The following is a 17,158-nucleotide window of genomic DNA, read 5'->3' as shown; positions in this document are numbered from 1 at the left end:
ACCGTCGGTTGGCCGGTGGCATGACGCAACACGGGGAGAGCGAATGCGAACGGTCTGGGGCTTCATCAGGGTCGCGGCGGCGGCGGGCATCGTCATCGCGATCGTCGCGCAGTTCGCGAAGAGCCTGTCGATGGTGCCCGATCCGGCGCTCTTCGTCATCAACTTCCTGAGCTTCTTCACGATCCTGTCGAACGCGCTCTCGGCGATCGTGCTGCTCATCGGAGCCTGGTACGCGTTCCGGTCGTCGCGCGACCCCGACTGGTACAACCTCACGCGTGCCTCGGTCGTGACGTACATGGCGACGACGTTCGTCGTCTACAACCTGCTGCTGCGCGACATCTCCCTCGACCAGGCGACGACCCTGCCATGGTCGAACGAGATCCTGCACGTCTGGGCGCCGCTCTACGTGGTGCTCGACTGGGTCCTCGCCCCGGGCCGCCGCACGATCGCGTGGAGGCGCATCTGGACCATCGCGATCTTCCCGATCGTCTGGGTGGTCTACACGATGCTCCGCGGCGTCATCGTCGGCTGGTACCCCTACCCGTTCCTCGACCCGAACATCTCACCGGGCGTCGGCTACGACGGGGTCACGGTCTACGTCATCGCGATCGCCGCCTTCATCCTGCTGGTCGGCGCGGGCATCCTGGGCATCAGCCGGTGGGCGTGGCCGTACCGCCCCGCGGCCGCGGAGCCCGCAGCGGAGCCCGCGGTGGAGGACGCCTCGGTCACGGGCTGACCCGAACGTGCCGCGCCGCGTCAGGCGCGGGTGTGCGCCAGCCAGCGCGCGATGCCCTCGCGCAGCAGGGCCGTCTGCACCGGCAGGCCGTCGTCGCGGGCGGGGAGTTCGACGAGCGGCGCCCGGAGGCCGGTCGCCCAACGCTCGGCGAGCGCGTAGGGGTGCACGGGGTCGCGCGGCGCCCCGATGACGAGCGAGCGGATGCCTCGGGGCTCGAGCCCGGCCAGCTCGGCGTCGTCGCGGAACGCGCGGTTGCGCGGGATCTCGACGAGTCGCATCGCCCGGCGTGCGGCGTCGGGGGCGGTGAACTGCGACAACAGGCCGCGCCCGCCGGCCGGCGACACCGACACGACGTGCTGGAAGATCGCGCGCTCGCGGAACTCGTCGACGCCGGCCGGCCCGGCGTCGGCGAGGATCTGACCGATGACCGGGAAGACCCGCAGGTGTTCGGGCAGCGACTGGTCGCTGAACGACGGGCGCACGAACACCGCGCGCTCGATGGGCAGGAGGCCGTCGAGGGCGATCCGCAGCGCGAGCGCGGCGCCGAGCGAGATGCCCATGATCGTCAGGGGAGCGGATGCCTCCGGCGCGGGCTCGCCCGCGTCGTCGATCGCCTCGCGCACCGACGCGGCGACCTCGGCCGCCAGCCGGTCGAAGCGGAAGTCCGCCGGCTCGCCGACCGTGAGGAACCCGCCGTGGGCGCGGATGTCGGGCGCGATGATGAGCTCGTCGGGGCCGACCACGGCATGCACCGCGGGCGTGAAGAGGTCGAGCGGCTGGCGCCGATCGGCGCCGAGGCCGTGCAGGAGAACGGTCGTCATCGGGGGGAACCTCCCGGCAGTGGGGAATGCAGGGCGCGTGCGCGGTGGAGCGGCGTGCGAACGATCACGCGTGTCACGTGCGACGCCCGCCGAGCTCTGCGATGAGCTCGTCGGCCAGTCTCACGAGGATCGCGATCTGGTCGTCATCGCGATCGACCCAACGGTACTCGGGCTCGTCGCGAATGGGAACGAAATCGTCGTGCTGCTCCCACACCACGAGGGTGCGTTCGGCGCCGAGCACGTACTGCTGCCACCAGACCTGCCGGAGATAGCCGCGGGGGATGCCGCGCCAGGCGCGCGAGGTGGTCTTGATCTCGCAGAGCTCGAGCGCGCCGGTCGGCGTGACCCGCAGCCCGTCGGGCGTGGCGAGGTGACGGCGCTCGAACTCGGCGTGGAAGAGCAGGCTCGACGGCTCGATGCCGTGCGCGCGCCGCACCCACTCGGCGATGACGGGCTCGCGCTCCTTGCCGTGATCGGTGTACCGGCTTCCGCCGAAGGAGCTGCCATTGCGCTTCTCCCACGCCGCGGAGCGCACCGAGGCGAAGGAGGCGAGCTTGGCGGCGTCCGTCGCGGTGATGCCGCGCGAGCGCGCCCTGAGCCAGGCGACCCGATCGCTCGAATCGGCGACGACACGCGAATGGCACGGATGCCGCGGGCGCTCGTCGACCGCGACCGCCGTCGCCGCGCCCTCGAGATCGAAGAGGGCGAAGGGGGTGTCGGGCACCCTCCGAGCGTACCCCTCCGGCCTGTCAGCGAGACGAGGCGGACACGCGTGTGCGCGCTCGGCCGGTCAGCGCGCCGCGAGTGCGTCGATGCCCTCGGGGGAGAGCACGTGGTGGATCGCGAGCATGCTCGCACCGAGCACCGCGGCGTTCTCGCCGGCGGCGGACGCCGCGATGACGAGGTGCTCGGTGGCCAGCGGCATCGACCGCATGTAGACGACCTCGCGCACGCCGGCGATGAGGTGTTCGCCGGCGCGCGCCATCGAGCCGCCGATGGCGACGACCGAGGGGTTCACGAGGCTGACGCAGGCGGTCAGCACCTCGCCGATGTCGCGGCCCGCCTGGCGCACGGCCTGGATGGCGTCGATGTCGCCGTGCTTGACGAGCTCGACGACGTCGTTGCCCGTGTGGGCCTCGATGCCCTGTTCGCGCAGCGCCCGGGCGATGGCGGGGCCGGAGGCCAGTGCCTCGAGGCATCCGCGGTTGCCGCAGTGGCAGGGCACGTCGCTGCCGCGCGCCACCCGAACGTGGCCGATGTCGCCGGCGATGCCCTGCGCGCCGCGCTGCAGCAGACCGCCGGAGATGATGCCGGAGCCGATGCCCGTGGCGACCTTCACGAACATGAGGTGCTCGACCTGGGGCCACGCCAGGGCGCGCTCGCCGAGAGCCATGATGTTCACGTCGTTGTCGACGAGCACGGGCACTTCGAGGTGCTGCTGCACCCAGCCCGGCACGTCGTAGCGGTCCCAGCCGGGCATGATCGGCGGGTTGACCGGTCGACCCGTGGAGTGCTCGACCGGGCCGGGAACGCCGACGCCGATGGCGGCGAGTTCGTGCCGGTCGCGGCCGAGTCCGTCGATGAGGGCGAGGCCGGCGTCGACCATCCAGCCGAGCACGGCCTCGGGGCCCTTGGCGATGTCGAGTGGTTCGCCGTGTTCGGCGAGCACGGTGCCGGCGAGGTCGGTCACTGCGACGTTCGCGTGCGAGGCGCCGAGGTCGGCGGCGAGCACGATCCTCGCGCCGGGGTTCAGGGCGAACTGCGACGGCGGCCTGCCGCCGGTCGATGCGGCGTCGGCCACGGGGGAGACCAGCCCGAGTTCCATGAGCTCGTCGACCCGTGCGGCGATGGTCGAGCGGGCGAGGCCGGTGCTCGCGGCGAGCGAGGCGCGCGTACGCGGCGCCCCGTCGCGGAGCAGCTGGAAGAGCTCGCTCGCACCTGAAGAACCGAGTGCCGAACCTCGGCTGATGTCGACCATCCACTGAGTAAAGCACACCACCTTGTCTTGTTGGCGTATCTCGAAGGTGTAACGACTCCGGCAACTTTTGACGAAGGACTAGCAAAAGGTGGCTGAGGTGTGTCAGCATGTCGACCATGACAACGGACGTCACCGCCCCAGCCCGCACGATCCGTGCCGGCTTCGTCGGTGGCGGGTTCATGGCCACCGTGCACTCCCGGGCCGCTCGCGCCGCCCGGGCCGAGCTGATCGGCGGTGCATCCTCCTCCGCCGATCGTGCTCGCGACGCGGCGCAGCGCCTCGGATTCGCCACGGCCTTCGCCTCGTTCGACGAACTGCTCGCCGATCCCGACATCGACGTGGTGCACGTGTGCACGCCGAACGCGACGCACGCCGCCTTCGCACTGGCGGCGCTCGAGGCCGGCAAGCACGTGATCTGCGAGAAGCCGCTCGCGACCACCGCGACGGATGCCGCGGCGCTCGCGGCGCTGGCCGACGAACGCGGTCTCGTGGCCGCCGTGCCGTTCGTCTACCGCTTCCACCCGATGGCACGCGAGGCCAGGGCTCGCATCGCCCGCGGCGAGACCGGTCGTCTCCTCAGCGTGCAGGGCAGCTACCTGCAGGACTGGCTCGCGGCGCCGCACGACGACGACTGGCGCGTCGACGCCGCGCTCGGCGGCCCATCACGCGCGTTCGCCGACATCGGCTCGCACCTGGTCGACCTGCTCGAGTTCGTCGCGGGCGAGCGCATCACCCGGCTGAGCGCGAAGACGAGCACGGTCTACGAGGCACGCGCCATGCACGACGACATCGCGACCGAAGACCTCGTCGCCGTCGTCGTCGAGCTGGCATCGGGTGCCGTCGGCACCCTCCTCGTGTCACAGGTCGCACCCGGTCACAAGAACGGCCTCACGATCGAGCTCGCCGGCACCGATGCGAGCGTGCGTTTCGAGCAGGAGCGCCCCGACACCCTCTGGCTCGGTCGTACCGACGCCTCGAGCGTCATCGAACGCGACCCGGCGCGGCTCGCCCCCGATGCGGCCCGACTGTCGCTCGTGCCTGCGGGCCACCCGATGGGCTACCAGGACGCCTTCAACGCCTTCATCGCCGACGCCTACGCGGCGATCGGGGGCGCGGCGCCCGAGGGGCTGCCTCGATTCGACGATGGACTTCGCGCGGTGCGCGTGACGGAAGCAGTGCTCGCCTCAGCGGCGAGCGGCAGTTGGGTGGAGGTGGCGTCATGACCGCGGAACAGCCGCAGGCGCGGACCGATCGCAGCGCAGTGCTCGACGGCGAGCCGGTGCTCGTCGCGACGGGCCTCGAGAAGTCGTTCTTCGGCGTCACGGTGCTGCGCGGGGTCGGGCTCACACTCCACGCCGGCGAGGTGCACGGCCTCGTCGGTGAGAACGGCGCCGGCAAGTCGACGTTCATGAAGATCCTCGCGGGCGTCTACGAGCGCGACGCCGGCCGCATCACGCTCGGCGGCGAGGAGGTGGCGTTCAGCCACCCGGTCCAGGCCGCGCACGCCGGACTCGCCACGGTCTTCCAGGAGTTCAACCTCCTGCCCGAGCGCACGGTCGCGCAGAACGTCTTCCTCGGCCGCGAGCCGCGGCGCCACGGCCTCGTCGACAGGAAGGCGATGCTCGCGGAGACCCGCGCGCTCCTCGCCGACCTCGGCATCGACACGATCGACGCGGATGCCCCGGTGCGCACCCTCACCGTCGCCGAGCAGCAGATCGTCGAGATCGTCAAGGCCCTCTCGGTCGACGCCCGGGTCATCCAGATGGACGAACCGACGGCCGCGCTCGCCGACCACGAGGTCGAACTGCTCTACACGATCGTGCGCCGGCTCTCCGAGCGCGGGGTCGCGATCGTCTACGTCTCGCACCGCCTCAAGGAGATCTTCGACCTCTGCGACACGATCACCGTGCTGAAGGACGGCGCGCTCGTCTCGAGCGGCCCGGCCGCCGAGCTCGACACCGACGAGCTCGTGCGCCGCATGGTCGGCCGCCCGATCTCCGCCTACTTCCCGGCCGCCGAAGCGGGCACGGTCGTGGGCGAGCCGAGACTCGAGCTCCGCGGCGTCGGCAACGCCTACGTCGACGGCATCGACCTCGAACTCCGAGCCGGCGAGATCGTCGGGGTCGCCGGCCTGCAGGGCTCCGGGCGCACCGAACTCGTCGAGGCGCTCTTCGGCATCGACCAGTTCACTCGCGGCGAGCTCCGGCTCGACGGCCGCCCGGTGCGCATGACCTCGGCGCGGCAGGCCGTGAAGGCGGGCATCGCGCTCATCACCGAGGACCGCAAGGCCCAGGGCCTCGCCCTGAACCAGTCGGTCGGCGACAACGCGCTGCTCGTCATCCGCTCGGTCTTCGCGCGACGCACCGGGCAGGCGCGGCGCGAACTGCCCGGTGTGCTCTCCTCGCTCGAGGTGTCCTCACGCGGTGTCGACCAAGAGGTGCAGTACCTCTCGGGCGGCAACCAGCAGAAGGTCGTGCTCGCGAAGTGGCTCGCCACGAAGCCGAAGGTCGTGCTGCTCGACGAGCCGACCCGAGGCATCGACGTCGGCGCGAAGGTCGCCGTCTACACGCTCATGCGACGGCTTGCGAAGGAAGGGGTCGCCATCCTCATGATCTCCTCGGAACTGCCCGAGGTCATCGGCATGTCCGACCGCATCGTGGTCATGCACGACGGCCGAGCCTCGGCCGAGCTCCCGGCTCGGAGCGACGAGGCCACGATCCTCACGGCCGCCACCGGAACGCTCAGGGTCGGCGGCACGAAGGTCGTCGGCACGGCCGATGCCCCTGGCCCGGATGCCGTGTCGGATGCCTCGAACGGGGAGGACGGCCGATGAGCGCCGCCACCGCCACATCCGTTCGCCGCGGCCGCCGTCGTCGCCTCGACTCGAGCCTCATCGTGGGCATCGCGCTCATCGGCGTCGTCATCATCGGCGCGATCCTCGTCGCGAGCGTCGGGCGCAACTTCTTCAGCGCCGGCAACATCCGCGACATCCTCACCGGCATGAGCGTGCTCGGCTTCGTCGCGATCGGGCAGACGCTCGTGATCCTCTGCGCGTCGCTCGACCTGTCGGTGCCCTACGTCATCAGCCTCTCGAGCCTCATCGCCGCCGACCTCATGGCCGGCAACCCCGCGAACATCCCGATCGCGGTGCTCGCGGTGCTCGTCGTCTCGGCCCTCATCGGACTCGCGAACGGCCTCATCGTCACGAAGCTCAAGGTCAACGGCTTCATCGCGACGCTCGGCACGGGGCTCATCATCAAGGGCTACCTCGACACGAACTACAAGGGCACGAGCGGCGAGGTGCCGTGGGAGTTCCAGCTGATCGGCGCGACCGGCATCGGGCCCGTGCCGGTGTCGACGCTCATCATGCTCGTGGTCGCCGTGGCCGGCGCGTTCTTCCTCGCCCGCACCCGCACCGGCAACCACATGTTCGCCGTCGGCGGCAACGAGCAGGTCGCGCGCCTCTCGGGCATCCGCACTGCGCGTCCGGTCATCATCGCCCATGTGCTGTGCTCGATGACGGCGGCGCTCGCCGGGCTCCTGCTCGCGAGCCGGCTCGGCGTCGGCAGCCCCACCGTCGGCATCCAGGGCGGCTACGACCTGCTCTCGATCGCCGCGGTCGTGCTCGGCGGCACCCTGCTCATGGGCGGCCGCGGATCGATCTGGGGCACCATCGGCGGCGTCGCGATCTTCGCGGTCGTCGACAACGTGATGAGCGTCATGCAGGTCAACCCCTTCCTGAAGGACGTCGTGCGCGGCGTCGTCATCGTCGCGGCCGTCGCCGTGTACACGACCCGCTCGCTCGACCGGCGCCGTCCGCGATTCACCGCAGGGTCGGCGACTCCGGATGCCGCGGGCGGCGCTTCCGCCCGCGTCGGCCCCGATCCGCTCGACAACACGCGAGACGCCCATACCGCCTCGCCGGTCGAGGACCACGAGAAGGAGGGTTCGGCATGAGCGACGTGACCGCCCCGCAGCCCACCGCCGGCCAGCGGGCTGCCGGCTTCGCCCGCACGCTCGTCAGCCCCCGTGGCGCGGTCTTCCTGCTCCTGATCGTGCTGCTCGTCGCGATCACGGTGCTGAACCCCTCGTTCGCCGAGCCGTCGCAGTTCATCCGGTTCGTGCAGCGCGTCGCCCCCGTCGCGATCGTGGCGATCGGGCAGTACTTCGTGATCGTCGGCGGCGAGTTCGACCTCTCCATGGGATCGGTCGTGACGGCCCAGGTCGTGATCGCCGGCAACCTCATCGGCCAGGACGAGTCGAAGTCGATCCCCGTGCTGCTGTTCATGCTCGCGTTCGGCGCGTTCATCGGGCTCGTCAACGGCCTCATCGTCACCCTGCTCAAGGTGCCGAGCTTCATCGCCACGCTCGGCATGATGCTCGCCCTGCTCGGCGCGACCCTCTACTGGACCGGCGGCGCGGCGACCGGCAACCCCGCCGACGGCTTCCGCGAGATCGGGCGCGGCGGCATCAGGAACCTGCCCGTCATCGACATCCTGCCCTGGTCGGTCGTCGTGCTCGTCGTCGTGCTCCTCCTCGCGGTCTGGTTCGCCCGGCGCCCGTTCGGTCGCACGATCATCGCCCTCGGCGACAACCCCACGACCGCCCGGTACTCGGGTGCGCGCAACTGGTGGGTGAAGACCTCCACCTTCATCATCTCCTCGCTCTCGGCGACCGTCGCCGGCGTGCTGCTCGTCGGCTACGCCGGCGTGCATCCGAGCGTCGGCCGCGGCTACGAGTTCACCGCGATCACCGCGGTCGTGCTCGGCGGCGTGGTGCTCGGCGGCGGCCGCGGCTGGGTCGTCGCGGCGGCGGCCGGTGCCTTCGCCCTCGAGGCGCTCTTCACGCTGCTGAACTTCGCCGGGGTGCCCTCGACCTACCGCGACGCGGTGCAGGGCGCGATCATCATCCTCGCCGTGGCCTACGCCGCGACCACGGTTCGCGCCCGACGCAAGGGCCGCGCCCTCGAGGCGCCAGCACCCCCGATTTCGCCGACTCCGTCATCATCGGAGACCGCAACCCAGACTTCGCCGGCACCGGCGGAGGAGCAGGATGCCGCGGCATCCGCTCGCCCTGCACCCATTCCCTCGACGCAGAGGGCTGACAACGAAACCAAGGGAGGTTCGTGATGCGACGCAGGTATTCAGTGGCATCGGCCATGGTCGGCGCTCTCGCGCTGTTCGCACTGGCCGGATGTACCACCGACCCCAACGTGGCCGCGCCGTCGGAAGACGCCGGAGCCACGGAGGAAGCGGTCGAATGGTTCGACCAGGAGCTCTACGACAAGCAGTACGCCGAACGGTCCGTCGTGCCCGAAGGGCCCGAGGGGCAGCCGTGGCTGCAGTACATCAACGCCGAGATGACCGACACGTCGGCCTACGCGGCCACCGGAGCGAAGAAGGCGTGCTTCGCGAACGCCTCGATCTCCAACCCGTGGCGGCAGACCGGCTGGATCACGATGAACGAGCAGCTGAAGGTCCTGCAGGAATCGGGGGCCATCTCCGAGATGGAGACCCGCGACGCGCAGGACTCGGATGACACGCAGATCGCCGACATCGACTACTTCATCAATGAGGGCAACTGCGACATCTTCCTCATCTCGCCGAACTCCACGGCGGCCATGACCCCGGCCGTCGAGCGTGCGTGCGACACCGGCAAGCCCGTCGTGGTCTTCGACCGCGGCGTGCAGACCGACTGCCCCGTCACGTTCATCCACCCCATCGGCGGATTCGCGTGGGGCATCGACACGGCCGAGTTCCTCATCGAGGAGCTGGAACCGGGCTCGAAGGTCGTCGCGCTCCGGATCCTCCCGGGCGTCGACGTGCTCGAACAGCGCTGGGCCGCGGCCGAGAAGCTCTTCGGCGAGAACGACATCGAGGCGGTCGACTACTTCACGGGCGCCGACCCCGCCGAGATCAAGAAGATCATCTCCGACGAGCTCGCCAAGGGCGATGTCGACGGCATCTGGATGGATGCCGGTGACGGCGCCGTCGCCGCCATCGAGGCGTTCGAGGACGCCGGCGCCGACTACCCCGTCATGACGGGCGAAGACGAGATGAGCTTCCTGCGCAAGTGGAAGGAGACGGGGCTCACGGGTCTTGCACCGGTGTACTCCAACTTCCAGTGGCGCACGCCGCTGCTCGCCGCGCAGAAGATCTTCGCCGGCGAGGAGATCCCCAAGGAGTGGGTGCTCCCGCAGTCCCCGATCACCGCTGAAGAGGTCGACCAGTACCTCGAGGCGAACGACGGCATGCCCGACGGCCACTACGCGAAGTTCGGCGGCGAAGACCTGCCGGGCTACCCGCAGATCTGGCAGGAGCGGGTGATCCCGTAACCCGAATGTCGGTCGAGTAGGCACGCCAGTGCCGTATCGAGACCCGGTGGAGGCCCTCGCGGCCCGAGCCGGGTCTCGATACGCTCGCCTCGCTCCCTACTCGACCGACGTTCTCCACTGCAAGGAGGCAGCATGCGCCGCATCATCGGCGTCAACACCTGGGTCTGGACCTCGCCGCTCGACGACGACTCGCTCGCCGAGCTCGCCGCCAAGGCCGCCGGCATGGGCTTCGGCGCGATCGAACTGCCGGTCGAGACGCCGGGCGACTGGTCGCCGGATGCCGCGGCCGACGTGCTCCGCGAGCACCGCCTCGCCCCCGTGGTGATCGGGGCGATGGGCCCGGGGCGCAACCTGATCGCGGCGCCCGGATCCGAGATCGTCGCCACCCAGAACTACCTCGTGCACTGCCTCGGCGTCGCCGAGCGGCTCGGCTCCCGCGTGGTCGCCGGTCCGTTCACGGCCGCCACGGGCCGCACCTGGCGCATGGACGCCGAGGAGCGCGCCGCCCGGTACCGCGAGCTGCAGGGCAGCCTCGGCCCGGTCGTGCGGGCGGCGGAGCGCAGCGGCATCCGCCTCGCGATCGAGCCACTGAACCGCTACGAGACGAGCCTCGTCAACACCGTCGAGCAGGCGCTCGAGGCGCTCGGGCCGCTGCTCGGGCCCGGCCTCGGCCTCGCCCTCGACAGCTACCACCTGAACATCGAGGAGCAGCGCGTCGGCGACGCGATCCGCCTCGCCGGTGAGCACCTCGCCTACGTGCAGGTCTGCGGCAACGACCGCGGCGCGGTGGGCGACGACCACATCGACTGGCCGGCCTTCCTCGACGCCCTCGACGACGTCGGCTACTCGGGTCCGCTCGGCCTCGAGAGCTTCACGGGCGACAACGACACGATCGCCGTCGCCGCATCGGTGTGGCGGCCCCTCGCCGCATCGCAGGACGAACTCGCGGCACGGAGCATCCGCTACCTGGCCGCCCTCCAAGACGAACGGGAGCGAGCATGACCGACCGCCAGCACTCGAACGAGACGGATGCCGCGGCGCCCGCGACCCGCCCCGTCACCCTCTTCACGGGGCAGTGGGCCGACCTGCCGTTCGCTGAGGTCGCCCGCCTCGCCGCCGAGTGGGGCTACGACGGGCTCGAGATCGCGTGCTCGGGCGACCACCTCGACCTGAAGCGCGCCGAAGAGGAACCCGGCTACCTCGACGAGCGTCGCGAGATCCTCGACCGCCACGGCCTGAAGGTCTACGCGATCTCGAACCACCTCACCGGCCAGGCCGTGTGCGACGTCCCCATCGACTTCCGCCATGAGGCGATCGTGCGGCCCTACACGTGGGGTGACGGCGACGCCGAGGGCGTCAGGCAGCGCGCCGCCGACGACATGAAGCGCTCGGCGCGCGTCGCCCGGGCGCTCGGGGTCGACACCGTCGTCGGGTTCACCGGCTCGTCGATCTGGCCCTACGTCGCGATGTTCCCGCCCGTGCCGGCCTCGGTGATCGACGCCGGCTTCGAGGACTTCGCGGCGCGCTGGAACCCGATCCTCGACGTCTTCGACGCCGAGGGCGTGCGGTTCGCGCACGAGGTGCACCCGTCGGAGATCGCGTACGACTACTGGAGCTCGGTGCGCACGCTCGAGGCGATCGGGCACCGGGAGGCGTTCGGCTTCAACTGGGATCCGTCGCACATGATGTGGCAGAACATCGACCCGGTCGGCTTCATCTGGGACTTCAAGGACCGCATCTACCACGTCGACTGCAAGGACACGCGGATGCGCCCGCAGAACGGGCGGGCCGGCGTGCTCGGCTCGCACCTGCCGTGGGGCGACCCGCGGCGCGGCTGGGACTTCGTCTCGACCGGCCACGGCGACGTGCCGTGGGAGGACTCGTTCCGCGCGCTCGACGCGATCGGCTACGCCGGACCCATCTCGGTCGAATGGGAGGACGCGGGCATGGACCGGCTGCACGGTGCGGCGGAGGCGGTCGGATTCATCCGCTCGCTGCTCTGGCCGAAGCCGACCGCCTCGTTCGACGCGGCGTTCTCGAACCAGTAGCCCCGCTCGGGGGCGGGCGGGGTGTCGTGCGCCGGCCGTAGCATCGGCGTATGCGTCTCGACCCGAACCCGCCGCCGCGCCCTCGATCGACGGCCCGGCCGGCCGCTCGGCCGGCCCGCCCCGACCGCGATCTCTCGCGGCCGCTGCCATCGTCGCTCAGCTGGGCCGTGCTGGTGGTGTTCGCCGCTGCGCTCGCCGTCGCCGTCGTGGCCGCCTGGCTGCCCTGGTGGGTCCCGGCGTGGTACGCCGCGGCGAGTCTCGTCGCCTTCGTCGCCTACGGGCTCGACAAGCGGGCGGCGAAGCGCGGCGGGCCGCGCACCTCGGAGTCGACGCTGCTCATGACGGGGTTCGCCGGCGGCTGGCCGGGCGCGGTCGTCGCCCAGCAGCTCTTCCGCCACAAGACGCGCAAGCGCAGCTTCCGCCGTGCGTTCTGGCTCACCGTCGTGATCAACGTGCTCGTGCTCGCCGTGTTCATCGGGCTGCTGCAGGCGGGCCTGAGCATGCCCGAGCTCGACTACTCGGGAATGCTCCAGTAGTACGCGACGCCGCCGGGGTGCAGCACGGTGATCGCCCAGTCGACCGAGCGATCCCACGTCGGGTCGGTGTGACCCGCGTAGAGGATCGTGATCGACCCGTCGAGCTCCGTCTCGACCGAGGTCACGATGCCGGTGTGGTCGCGGTCGCCCGAGTCGTCCCAGTCGAACTGCACGACGTCGCCGACCTTGACCGCGGCACGCTCGTCGTCGGTGAGCGCCGTGGCCCGCTCGGGGCGCGTCTCGAGGTAGTCGCGCATGGCCGTCGAGCTGATCCAGGCATCGGCGTGGCTGAAGGCGTCGCCCGACTCGTCGAACCACCACTCGTCGTCCTCGATCCAGCCGCGCGCGAGCAGGGTCTGGCTCGTGAAGTTCACGCAGTCGTTCTCGTCGAGGTAGCCGTAGGTCTCGCTCTCGGTGTCGGTCCAGTGCTCGAACGCGTACGAGAGCTGGGCGGCGACGCCGTCGGAGTAGGCCGAGAAGTCGGCGACCTCCGTGTCGGCGTCGGAAGCCGGGCGGCCCGCGCCGGGCGCTCCTGCCGCTCCTGCCGCTCCGGCTGCACCGGCCAACGTGTCGGCGGAACCGTTCGCCGCGGCCTCGCCGGCTCCCTGCTGCGCCGTCCACGCGAGGGTCGCCCCGCCCGCGATGAGCACGACGGCGACGACGCCGACGAGTACGAGGCCGCGGCGGCGGGATTCAGGGGTCTTGGAGGTGCTCGGCATCGGCGTCAGCGTAGGAGCGTCGCCTGAGGATCAGCCGAATCAGTCCGCGACGCTCCAGTAGTACACCTTCGTCTCGGGATGCTTCGGATGGTCGTCGACCGAGCGATCCCACGTGGCATCCGTGTGCCCGCCGTAGTAGACGTCGATCTCGCCGTCACCCCCCTCGCGCACCGCGGTGACGATGGCGGTGTGGTCGCGGTCGCCCGAGGCATCCCAGTCGAACTGCACGATGTCGCCGGGCTCCACCTTCGCGCGCTGGGCGTCGGACAGCGGGGTCGCCCGTTCAGGATGCGAGGCGAGGTAGTCGCTGAAGAGCGTCGACGAGCGCCATGCGGGGGAGTGGGCGTAGGCGTCGCCGTCCTCGGAGTACCACCACTCCTCGTCGACCTGCCAGCCGCGCTCGATGAGCGTCTGGGAGGTGAAGTTCACGCAGTCGTCGACGCCGAGCACGCCGTAGCGCTCGCTCGAGTCCGCGTCCCAGTGGTCGCGCACGTACTCGAGCTGGCGCAGCACGGGTGCCGGCAGCTCGGGATCGAGTTCGAGCGCTTCCCGGTTCGGGTGGCTGCCGTCGCCGCCCTGCGTTCCGGGGCCGGTGGGAGCCGAGGCCGCGACGATCGCCGTGACGATCGCGATGACGAGCCAGGCGATGAGCGCGACGACGACGAGCGCCGCGCCGCCGACGACGAGGCGCCGTCGCACGTAGGTCGCGCGGGCGGGGCGTTCGGGTGGCGTGCTCATTTCATCCACCGTAGGCGTCGACACCCGTGCGAACGCCATCGCCACGCGCTGCCGCCGACCGCCCGACGGCTCGCTCCGGACCTCGCGTCATGGAGTTGACCGCGATTCGCCCGCCCGCATAGGGTGAGGATCGTCGATCGTTCTGAATCGATTCAATACATCCCGCACGGCGCTGTGCATCGACGCCCGCCGTGCTCGAAAGGGCAGGCATGGCAACCTTCAACGATCTCTCGCTCTCGAGACGGCAGCTCCTCGGATACTCGGCAGCGGCCGCGGCAGGAGTGCTCGTCGCGAACGCTGCGCCGCAGTCGGCCGGCGCCGCTGTCGGCTCGGTGCTCCCCGCAGGCACGGGCAACGCCTTCGGCATCTCCGAGTTCGCCGACCCGGCCACCTCGGTCGCGCCGAAGTTCCGCTGGTGGTGGCCGAACGGCCAGGTCGAGGTCGACGAGATCGTGCGCGAGGTCGACCAGGTCGCCGACGCCGGCTTCGGCGGGCTCGAGATCGCCGATGTGCACCACAGCGTGGCATCCGGCGACCTCGACGTCGACGGCTTCCCGTGGGGCGGCGACCGATGGTGCGAGGCGGTCGAGGCCGCCCTCGCGCAGGCGAAGCGCCGCGACATCCGTCTCGACATCACGCTCGGCCCGTCGTGGCCGGCCGCCGTGCCGACCATCACCCCGCAGCACGAGGCGGCACTCACCGAACTCGTGCACGGCGTCGTCGAACTCGCGCCCGGCCAGGCGCACCGCGGCGCGGTGCCCGCGCCGGCGATCGGCGCAGAGCACGGGGTCACCGAAACGCTGCTGCTCTCGGTGCAGGCCTTCGAGATCGTCACGAAGCCGGCCAAGGGCAACATCGTGCTGAAGCGTGCGAGCGGGGTCGACCTCACCGATGCCGTCGTCGACGGCGCGGTCGACTGGACCGCCCCCGCCGGCACCGCGAGCTGGGTGCTCTTCGCGTTCTGGCGGCGCGGCTCGGGCCAGCTCGCCGAGGGCGGCGCGCACACGAACCCGACGTCGTACGTGGTCGACCACTTCAGTTCGGCGGGCGCGCAGGCCGTCATCGACTTCTGGGAGTCGGAGATCATCTCGGCCCGCATGTCGAAGCTGCTCGCCGAGGCCGGGGGAGCCTTCTTCGAGGACTCGCTCGAGATCGAGACCGAGGCGACGATCTGGACCCGGCGCCTGCCCGAGGAGTTCAGCGCGCGCCAGGGCTACGAGCTCACGCCGTTCCTGCCGGTCGTCATCGAGCTGAAGGAGAAGTACCTCTACGACTTCGACGACATCGTGACGACGCGGGTGCGCGACGACTTCAACCAGGTGCTGAGCGACCTCTACTCCGAGCACCACCTCGTGCCCTTCCGCGACTGGGCGCACTCGCACGGCCTCGAGTACCGGGTGCAGGCCTACGGCCTCGAGCAGGACTCGATCGACCAGGCCGGCATCGTCGACATCCCCGAGACCGAATCGCTCGGCGCGAAGAACGTCGACGACTACCGGGTGCTCGCGAGCGGCCGCGACATCGCGGGGCACACGATCCTCTCGTGCGAGTCCGCGGCGTACCTCGGCAAGTCGTACTCGGCGACGATCACCGAGGTGCTGACGACGCACGGCGAGATGTTCGCCGGCGGGGTCAACCAGTCGGTGCTCCACGGGTTCCCGTACGCGAGCGCACCGGGCGCCGGCTGGCCGGGCTTCGCGGCCTTCAGCCCGTACTACAACAACTCGGTGGGCTACTCCGAGGCCTGGGGCCCGCGGATGCCGGTCTGGGCTCACCTGCCCGACGTGGCCGCGTACCTCGCTCGCACGCAGTGGGTGCTCCGCGCCGGGCGCCCCCGCTACGACCTCGTGTTCCTGCGGCAGAAGGGCTGGGCGCAGACCGGCATCGGCGCACCGTGGGCGACCGCCTCCGGCATCCCCGTCGGCTGGACGCACGGGTTCCTCACCGGGTCGAGCCTCGAGCGCGAGGGCGCGGTGCTCGCGGGCGGCCGGCTCGCTCCGGAGGGCGGCGCATACAAGGCGGTGATCGTCGACATCGACCGGTTCCGAGGCAACGAGGCGACCCTCACGGTCGCGACCGCGGAGCGCCTGCTGGACTTCGCCGACGCGGGCCTTCCGATCGTGCTCTTCGGCGACTGGTCGAAGCCGGCAGCCATCGGCTTCCGCTCGGCCGAGCAGAACGCCCGGGTCGCCGAGGTCGTGGCGGCACTGCGCAACTCGCCCTCGGTCGCGCTCGCCCCGGCGAACGCCGACATCCCGATCGCGCTCGCGAGCCTCGGCGTCGCGCCCGATGTCGACCACGAGACGTCGAACCTCAAGCACATCCGACGGGTCGACGGCGGCGTCGACTACTACTACCTCGTGAACGCGAAGCACAATCCCGCCAAGGACAAGCTCGTGCCCATCGACCACGACGTCGTGCTCACGGCGGAGCACGCCGACAGCGTGCCCTACGAGCTCGACGCCTGGTCGGGCGAGGTGCGCCCGCTCGTCGCCTACCGTCGCGACGGCGCGCGCGTCACCGTGCGGGTGCGCCTGCAGCCGGCGCAGTCGACGGTCATCGTGCTGGCGCCGCGCGACTGGGCGGGCAGGCAGGCGCCGTCCGAGCAGGTCGTCGAGACCGATGCGAGGTCGGTGCGCGCCGCCAAGCAGGGCATCGAGCTCGTGACGGACGCCCCCGGTCGCTTCTCGGTGCGCTTCGCCGACGGTCGCACGGCGACCGCGACGGTGAAGGCGCTGCCGGCGCCGATCGAGCTCACCTCGTGGACGCTCAGCGTCGAGGACTGGCAGCCCGGAGCCTCCCCGACCGTGACGGCGAAGCCGGTGGTCGAGGTTCCGCTCTCGGGCCTCGCGCCGTGGAGCGCGATCCCCGGGCTCGCCGACACCTCGGGCATCGGGCGGTACACGACGCGCGTCAAGCTCGGCAGCGACTGGAAGACGTCGGGCGCCGGCATCCGCCTCGAGCTCGGACGGGTGGTCGACACCTTCCGGGTGCGGGTCAACGGCAAGCTCGTCGAGGACCGCGACCTCACCGACCCGACCGTCGACATCAGCGAGTTCGCCCATCCAGGCAACAACACGATCGAGGTCGAGGTGGCATCGACGCTCATCAACCGCCTGCGGGTCGTGAACCCGACGGTGTACGGCGTCGTGAAGCGGGCCGACTACGGCCTGCTCGGCCCGGTCGTGATCCGCCCCTACGGCGTGGCGGAGGTGCGCTGACCCGGTTCGCCGGCGGCACATGACCGG

General features: G+C 70.9%; 15 protein-coding genes. 10 read left to right on the top strand and 5 right to left on the bottom strand.

The genetic code is table 11. The annotated features are described in order from the left end of the window. Positions 1–43 precede the first annotated feature (43 nt). A complete protein-coding gene (locus JOE59_RS12850) occupies positions 44–736 on the top strand; it encodes a Pr6Pr family membrane protein (protein WP_204461011.1) in 693 nt (230 codons plus the stop codon). A gap of 20 nt (positions 737–756) precedes the next feature. On the opposite strand, the gene JOE59_RS12845 is transcribed toward JOE59_RS12850, so the two are convergent. From JOE59_RS12845 to JOE59_RS12835, 3 genes are all read right to left on the bottom strand, one after another. After that, the gene (locus JOE59_RS12845; RefSeq protein WP_204461010.1) at positions 757–1,557 is read right to left on the bottom strand and encodes an alpha/beta hydrolase; all 801 of its coding nucleotides are present in this window, start codon (positions 1,555–1,557) and stop codon (positions 757–759) included. A gap of 73 nt (positions 1,558–1,630) precedes the next feature. Further along, entirely contained in the window at positions 1,631–2,281 is a 651-nt protein-coding gene (locus tag JOE59_RS12840; RefSeq protein WP_204461009.1) for a YqaJ viral recombinase family protein, read from the bottom strand. Positions 2,282–2,347: 66 nt separating this feature from the next. Next, complete coding sequence (locus JOE59_RS12835; protein WP_204461008.1) at positions 2,348–3,535, bottom strand: ROK family transcriptional regulator; 1,188 nt, start codon at positions 3,533–3,535, stop codon at positions 2,348–2,350. Positions 3,536–3,651: 116 nt separating this feature from the next. On the opposite strand from JOE59_RS12835, the gene JOE59_RS12830 reads away from it, so the two are divergent. The 8 genes from JOE59_RS12830 to JOE59_RS12795 all read left to right on the top strand — a co-directional run bounded on the left by JOE59_RS12830 (position 3,652) and on the right by JOE59_RS12795 (position 12,453). Then, positions 3,652–4,758 carry a Gfo/Idh/MocA family protein gene (locus JOE59_RS12830; RefSeq protein ID WP_204461007.1) on the top strand — a complete coding sequence of 369 codons (1,107 nt, stop codon included), beginning with the start codon at positions 3,652–3,654 and terminating at the stop codon, positions 4,756–4,758. Continuing rightward, a complete protein-coding gene (locus JOE59_RS12825) occupies positions 4,755–6,368 on the top strand; it encodes a sugar ABC transporter ATP-binding protein (RefSeq protein WP_204461006.1) in 1,614 nt (537 codons plus the stop codon). Before JOE59_RS12830 ends, JOE59_RS12825 begins: the two co-directional genes overlap by 4 nt. Further along, a complete protein-coding gene (locus tag JOE59_RS12820) occupies positions 6,365–7,492 on the top strand; it encodes an ABC transporter permease (RefSeq protein WP_204461004.1) in 1,128 nt (375 codons plus the stop codon). Before JOE59_RS12825 ends, JOE59_RS12820 begins: the two co-directional genes overlap by 4 nt. Beyond that, entirely contained in the window at positions 7,489–8,664 is a 1,176-nt protein-coding gene (locus JOE59_RS12815; RefSeq protein ID WP_204461003.1) for an ABC transporter permease, read from the top strand. The genes JOE59_RS12820 and JOE59_RS12815 overlap by 4 nt, the downstream gene beginning before the upstream one ends. Beyond that, complete coding sequence (locus JOE59_RS12810) at positions 8,664–9,869, top strand: substrate-binding domain-containing protein (RefSeq protein WP_204461002.1); 1,206 nt, start codon at positions 8,664–8,666, stop codon at positions 9,867–9,869. Before JOE59_RS12815 ends, JOE59_RS12810 begins: the two co-directional genes overlap by 1 nt. Before the next feature lie 132 nt (positions 9,870–10,001). After that, a complete protein-coding gene (locus tag JOE59_RS12805; protein WP_204461001.1) occupies positions 10,002–10,871 on the top strand; it encodes a sugar phosphate isomerase/epimerase family protein in 870 nt (289 codons plus the stop codon). Further along, on the top strand, positions 10,868–11,917 hold the full coding sequence (locus tag JOE59_RS12800) for a sugar phosphate isomerase/epimerase family protein (protein ID WP_204461000.1): 1,050 nt from the start codon (positions 10,868–10,870) through the stop codon (positions 11,915–11,917). Before JOE59_RS12805 ends, JOE59_RS12800 begins: the two co-directional genes overlap by 4 nt. 50 nt (positions 11,918–11,967) lie before the next feature. Then, positions 11,968–12,453 (top strand): DUF1294 domain-containing protein, encoded by a 486-nt coding sequence (locus JOE59_RS12795; RefSeq protein ID WP_204460999.1) that lies wholly within the window; start codon positions 11,968–11,970, stop codon positions 12,451–12,453. On the opposite strand, the gene JOE59_RS12790 is transcribed toward JOE59_RS12795, so the two are convergent. Together JOE59_RS12790 and JOE59_RS12785 are read right to left on the bottom strand one after the other, a co-directional pair. After that, entirely contained in the window at positions 12,432–13,172 is a 741-nt protein-coding gene (locus JOE59_RS12790; RefSeq protein ID WP_204460997.1) for an amidase domain-containing protein, read from the bottom strand. The two genes, JOE59_RS12795 and JOE59_RS12790, sit on opposite strands and share 22 nt — an antisense overlap. Positions 13,173–13,211: 39 nt before the next feature. Beyond that, a complete protein-coding gene (locus JOE59_RS12785; protein ID WP_204460996.1) occupies positions 13,212–13,910 on the bottom strand; it encodes an amidase domain-containing protein in 699 nt (232 codons plus the stop codon). A 209-nt stretch (positions 13,911–14,119) separates the two neighbouring features. On the opposite strand from JOE59_RS12785, the gene JOE59_RS12780 reads away from it, so the two are divergent. Then, the gene (locus JOE59_RS12780) at positions 14,120–17,131 is read left to right on the top strand and encodes a glycosyl hydrolase (protein WP_204460995.1); all 3,012 of its coding nucleotides are present in this window, start codon (positions 14,120–14,122) and stop codon (positions 17,129–17,131) included. Positions 17,132–17,158 lie beyond the last annotated feature (27 nt).

It is taken from the genome of Agromyces cerinus (assembly GCF_016907835.1).
Classification (GTDB): Bacteria; Actinomycetota; Actinomycetes; order Actinomycetales; family Microbacteriaceae; genus Agromyces; species Agromyces nitratus.
The sequence above is the reverse complement of the archived record's forward strand: the minus strand, read 5'-3'. Positions and strand labels throughout refer to the sequence as shown.

What these genes read in the sequence shown, in the direction of transcription:
- JOE59_RS12850 (WP_204461011.1), top strand. Translation starts at nt 44, where the DNA reads ATGCGAACGGTCTGGGGCTTCATCAGGGTCGCGGCGGCGGCGGGCATC.
- JOE59_RS12845 (WP_204461010.1), bottom strand. Translation starts at nt 1,557, where the DNA reads ATGACGACCGTTCTCCTGCACGGCCTCGGCGCCGATCGGCGCCAGCCG.
- JOE59_RS12835 (WP_204461008.1), bottom strand. Translation starts at nt 3,535, where the DNA reads ATGGTCGACATCAGCCGAGGTTCGGCACTCGGTTCTTCAGGTGCGAGC.
- JOE59_RS12830 (WP_204461007.1), top strand. Translation starts at nt 3,652, where the DNA reads ATGACAACGGACGTCACCGCCCCAGCCCGCACGATCCGTGCCGGCTTC.
- JOE59_RS12825 (WP_204461006.1), top strand. Translation starts at nt 4,755, where the DNA reads ATGACCGCGGAACAGCCGCAGGCGCGGACCGATCGCAGCGCAGTGCTC.
- JOE59_RS12820 (WP_204461004.1), top strand. Translation starts at nt 6,365, where the DNA reads ATGAGCGCCGCCACCGCCACATCCGTTCGCCGCGGCCGCCGTCGTCGC.
- JOE59_RS12815 (WP_204461003.1), top strand. Translation starts at nt 7,489, where the DNA reads ATGAGCGACGTGACCGCCCCGCAGCCCACCGCCGGCCAGCGGGCTGCC.
- JOE59_RS12810 (WP_204461002.1), top strand. Translation starts at nt 8,664, where the DNA reads ATGCGACGCAGGTATTCAGTGGCATCGGCCATGGTCGGCGCTCTCGCG.
- JOE59_RS12805 (WP_204461001.1), top strand. Translation starts at nt 10,002, where the DNA reads ATGCGCCGCATCATCGGCGTCAACACCTGGGTCTGGACCTCGCCGCTC.
- JOE59_RS12800 (WP_204461000.1), top strand. Translation starts at nt 10,868, where the DNA reads ATGACCGACCGCCAGCACTCGAACGAGACGGATGCCGCGGCGCCCGCG.
- JOE59_RS12795 (WP_204460999.1), top strand. Translation starts at nt 11,968, where the DNA reads ATGCGTCTCGACCCGAACCCGCCGCCGCGCCCTCGATCGACGGCCCGG.
- JOE59_RS12790 (WP_204460997.1), bottom strand. Translation starts at nt 13,172, where the DNA reads ATGCCGAGCACCTCCAAGACCCCTGAATCCCGCCGCCGCGGCCTCGTA.
- JOE59_RS12785 (WP_204460996.1), bottom strand. Translation starts at nt 13,910, where the DNA reads ATGAGCACGCCACCCGAACGCCCCGCCCGCGCGACCTACGTGCGACGG.
- JOE59_RS12780 (WP_204460995.1), top strand. Translation starts at nt 14,120, where the DNA reads ATGGCAACCTTCAACGATCTCTCGCTCTCGAGACGGCAGCTCCTCGGA.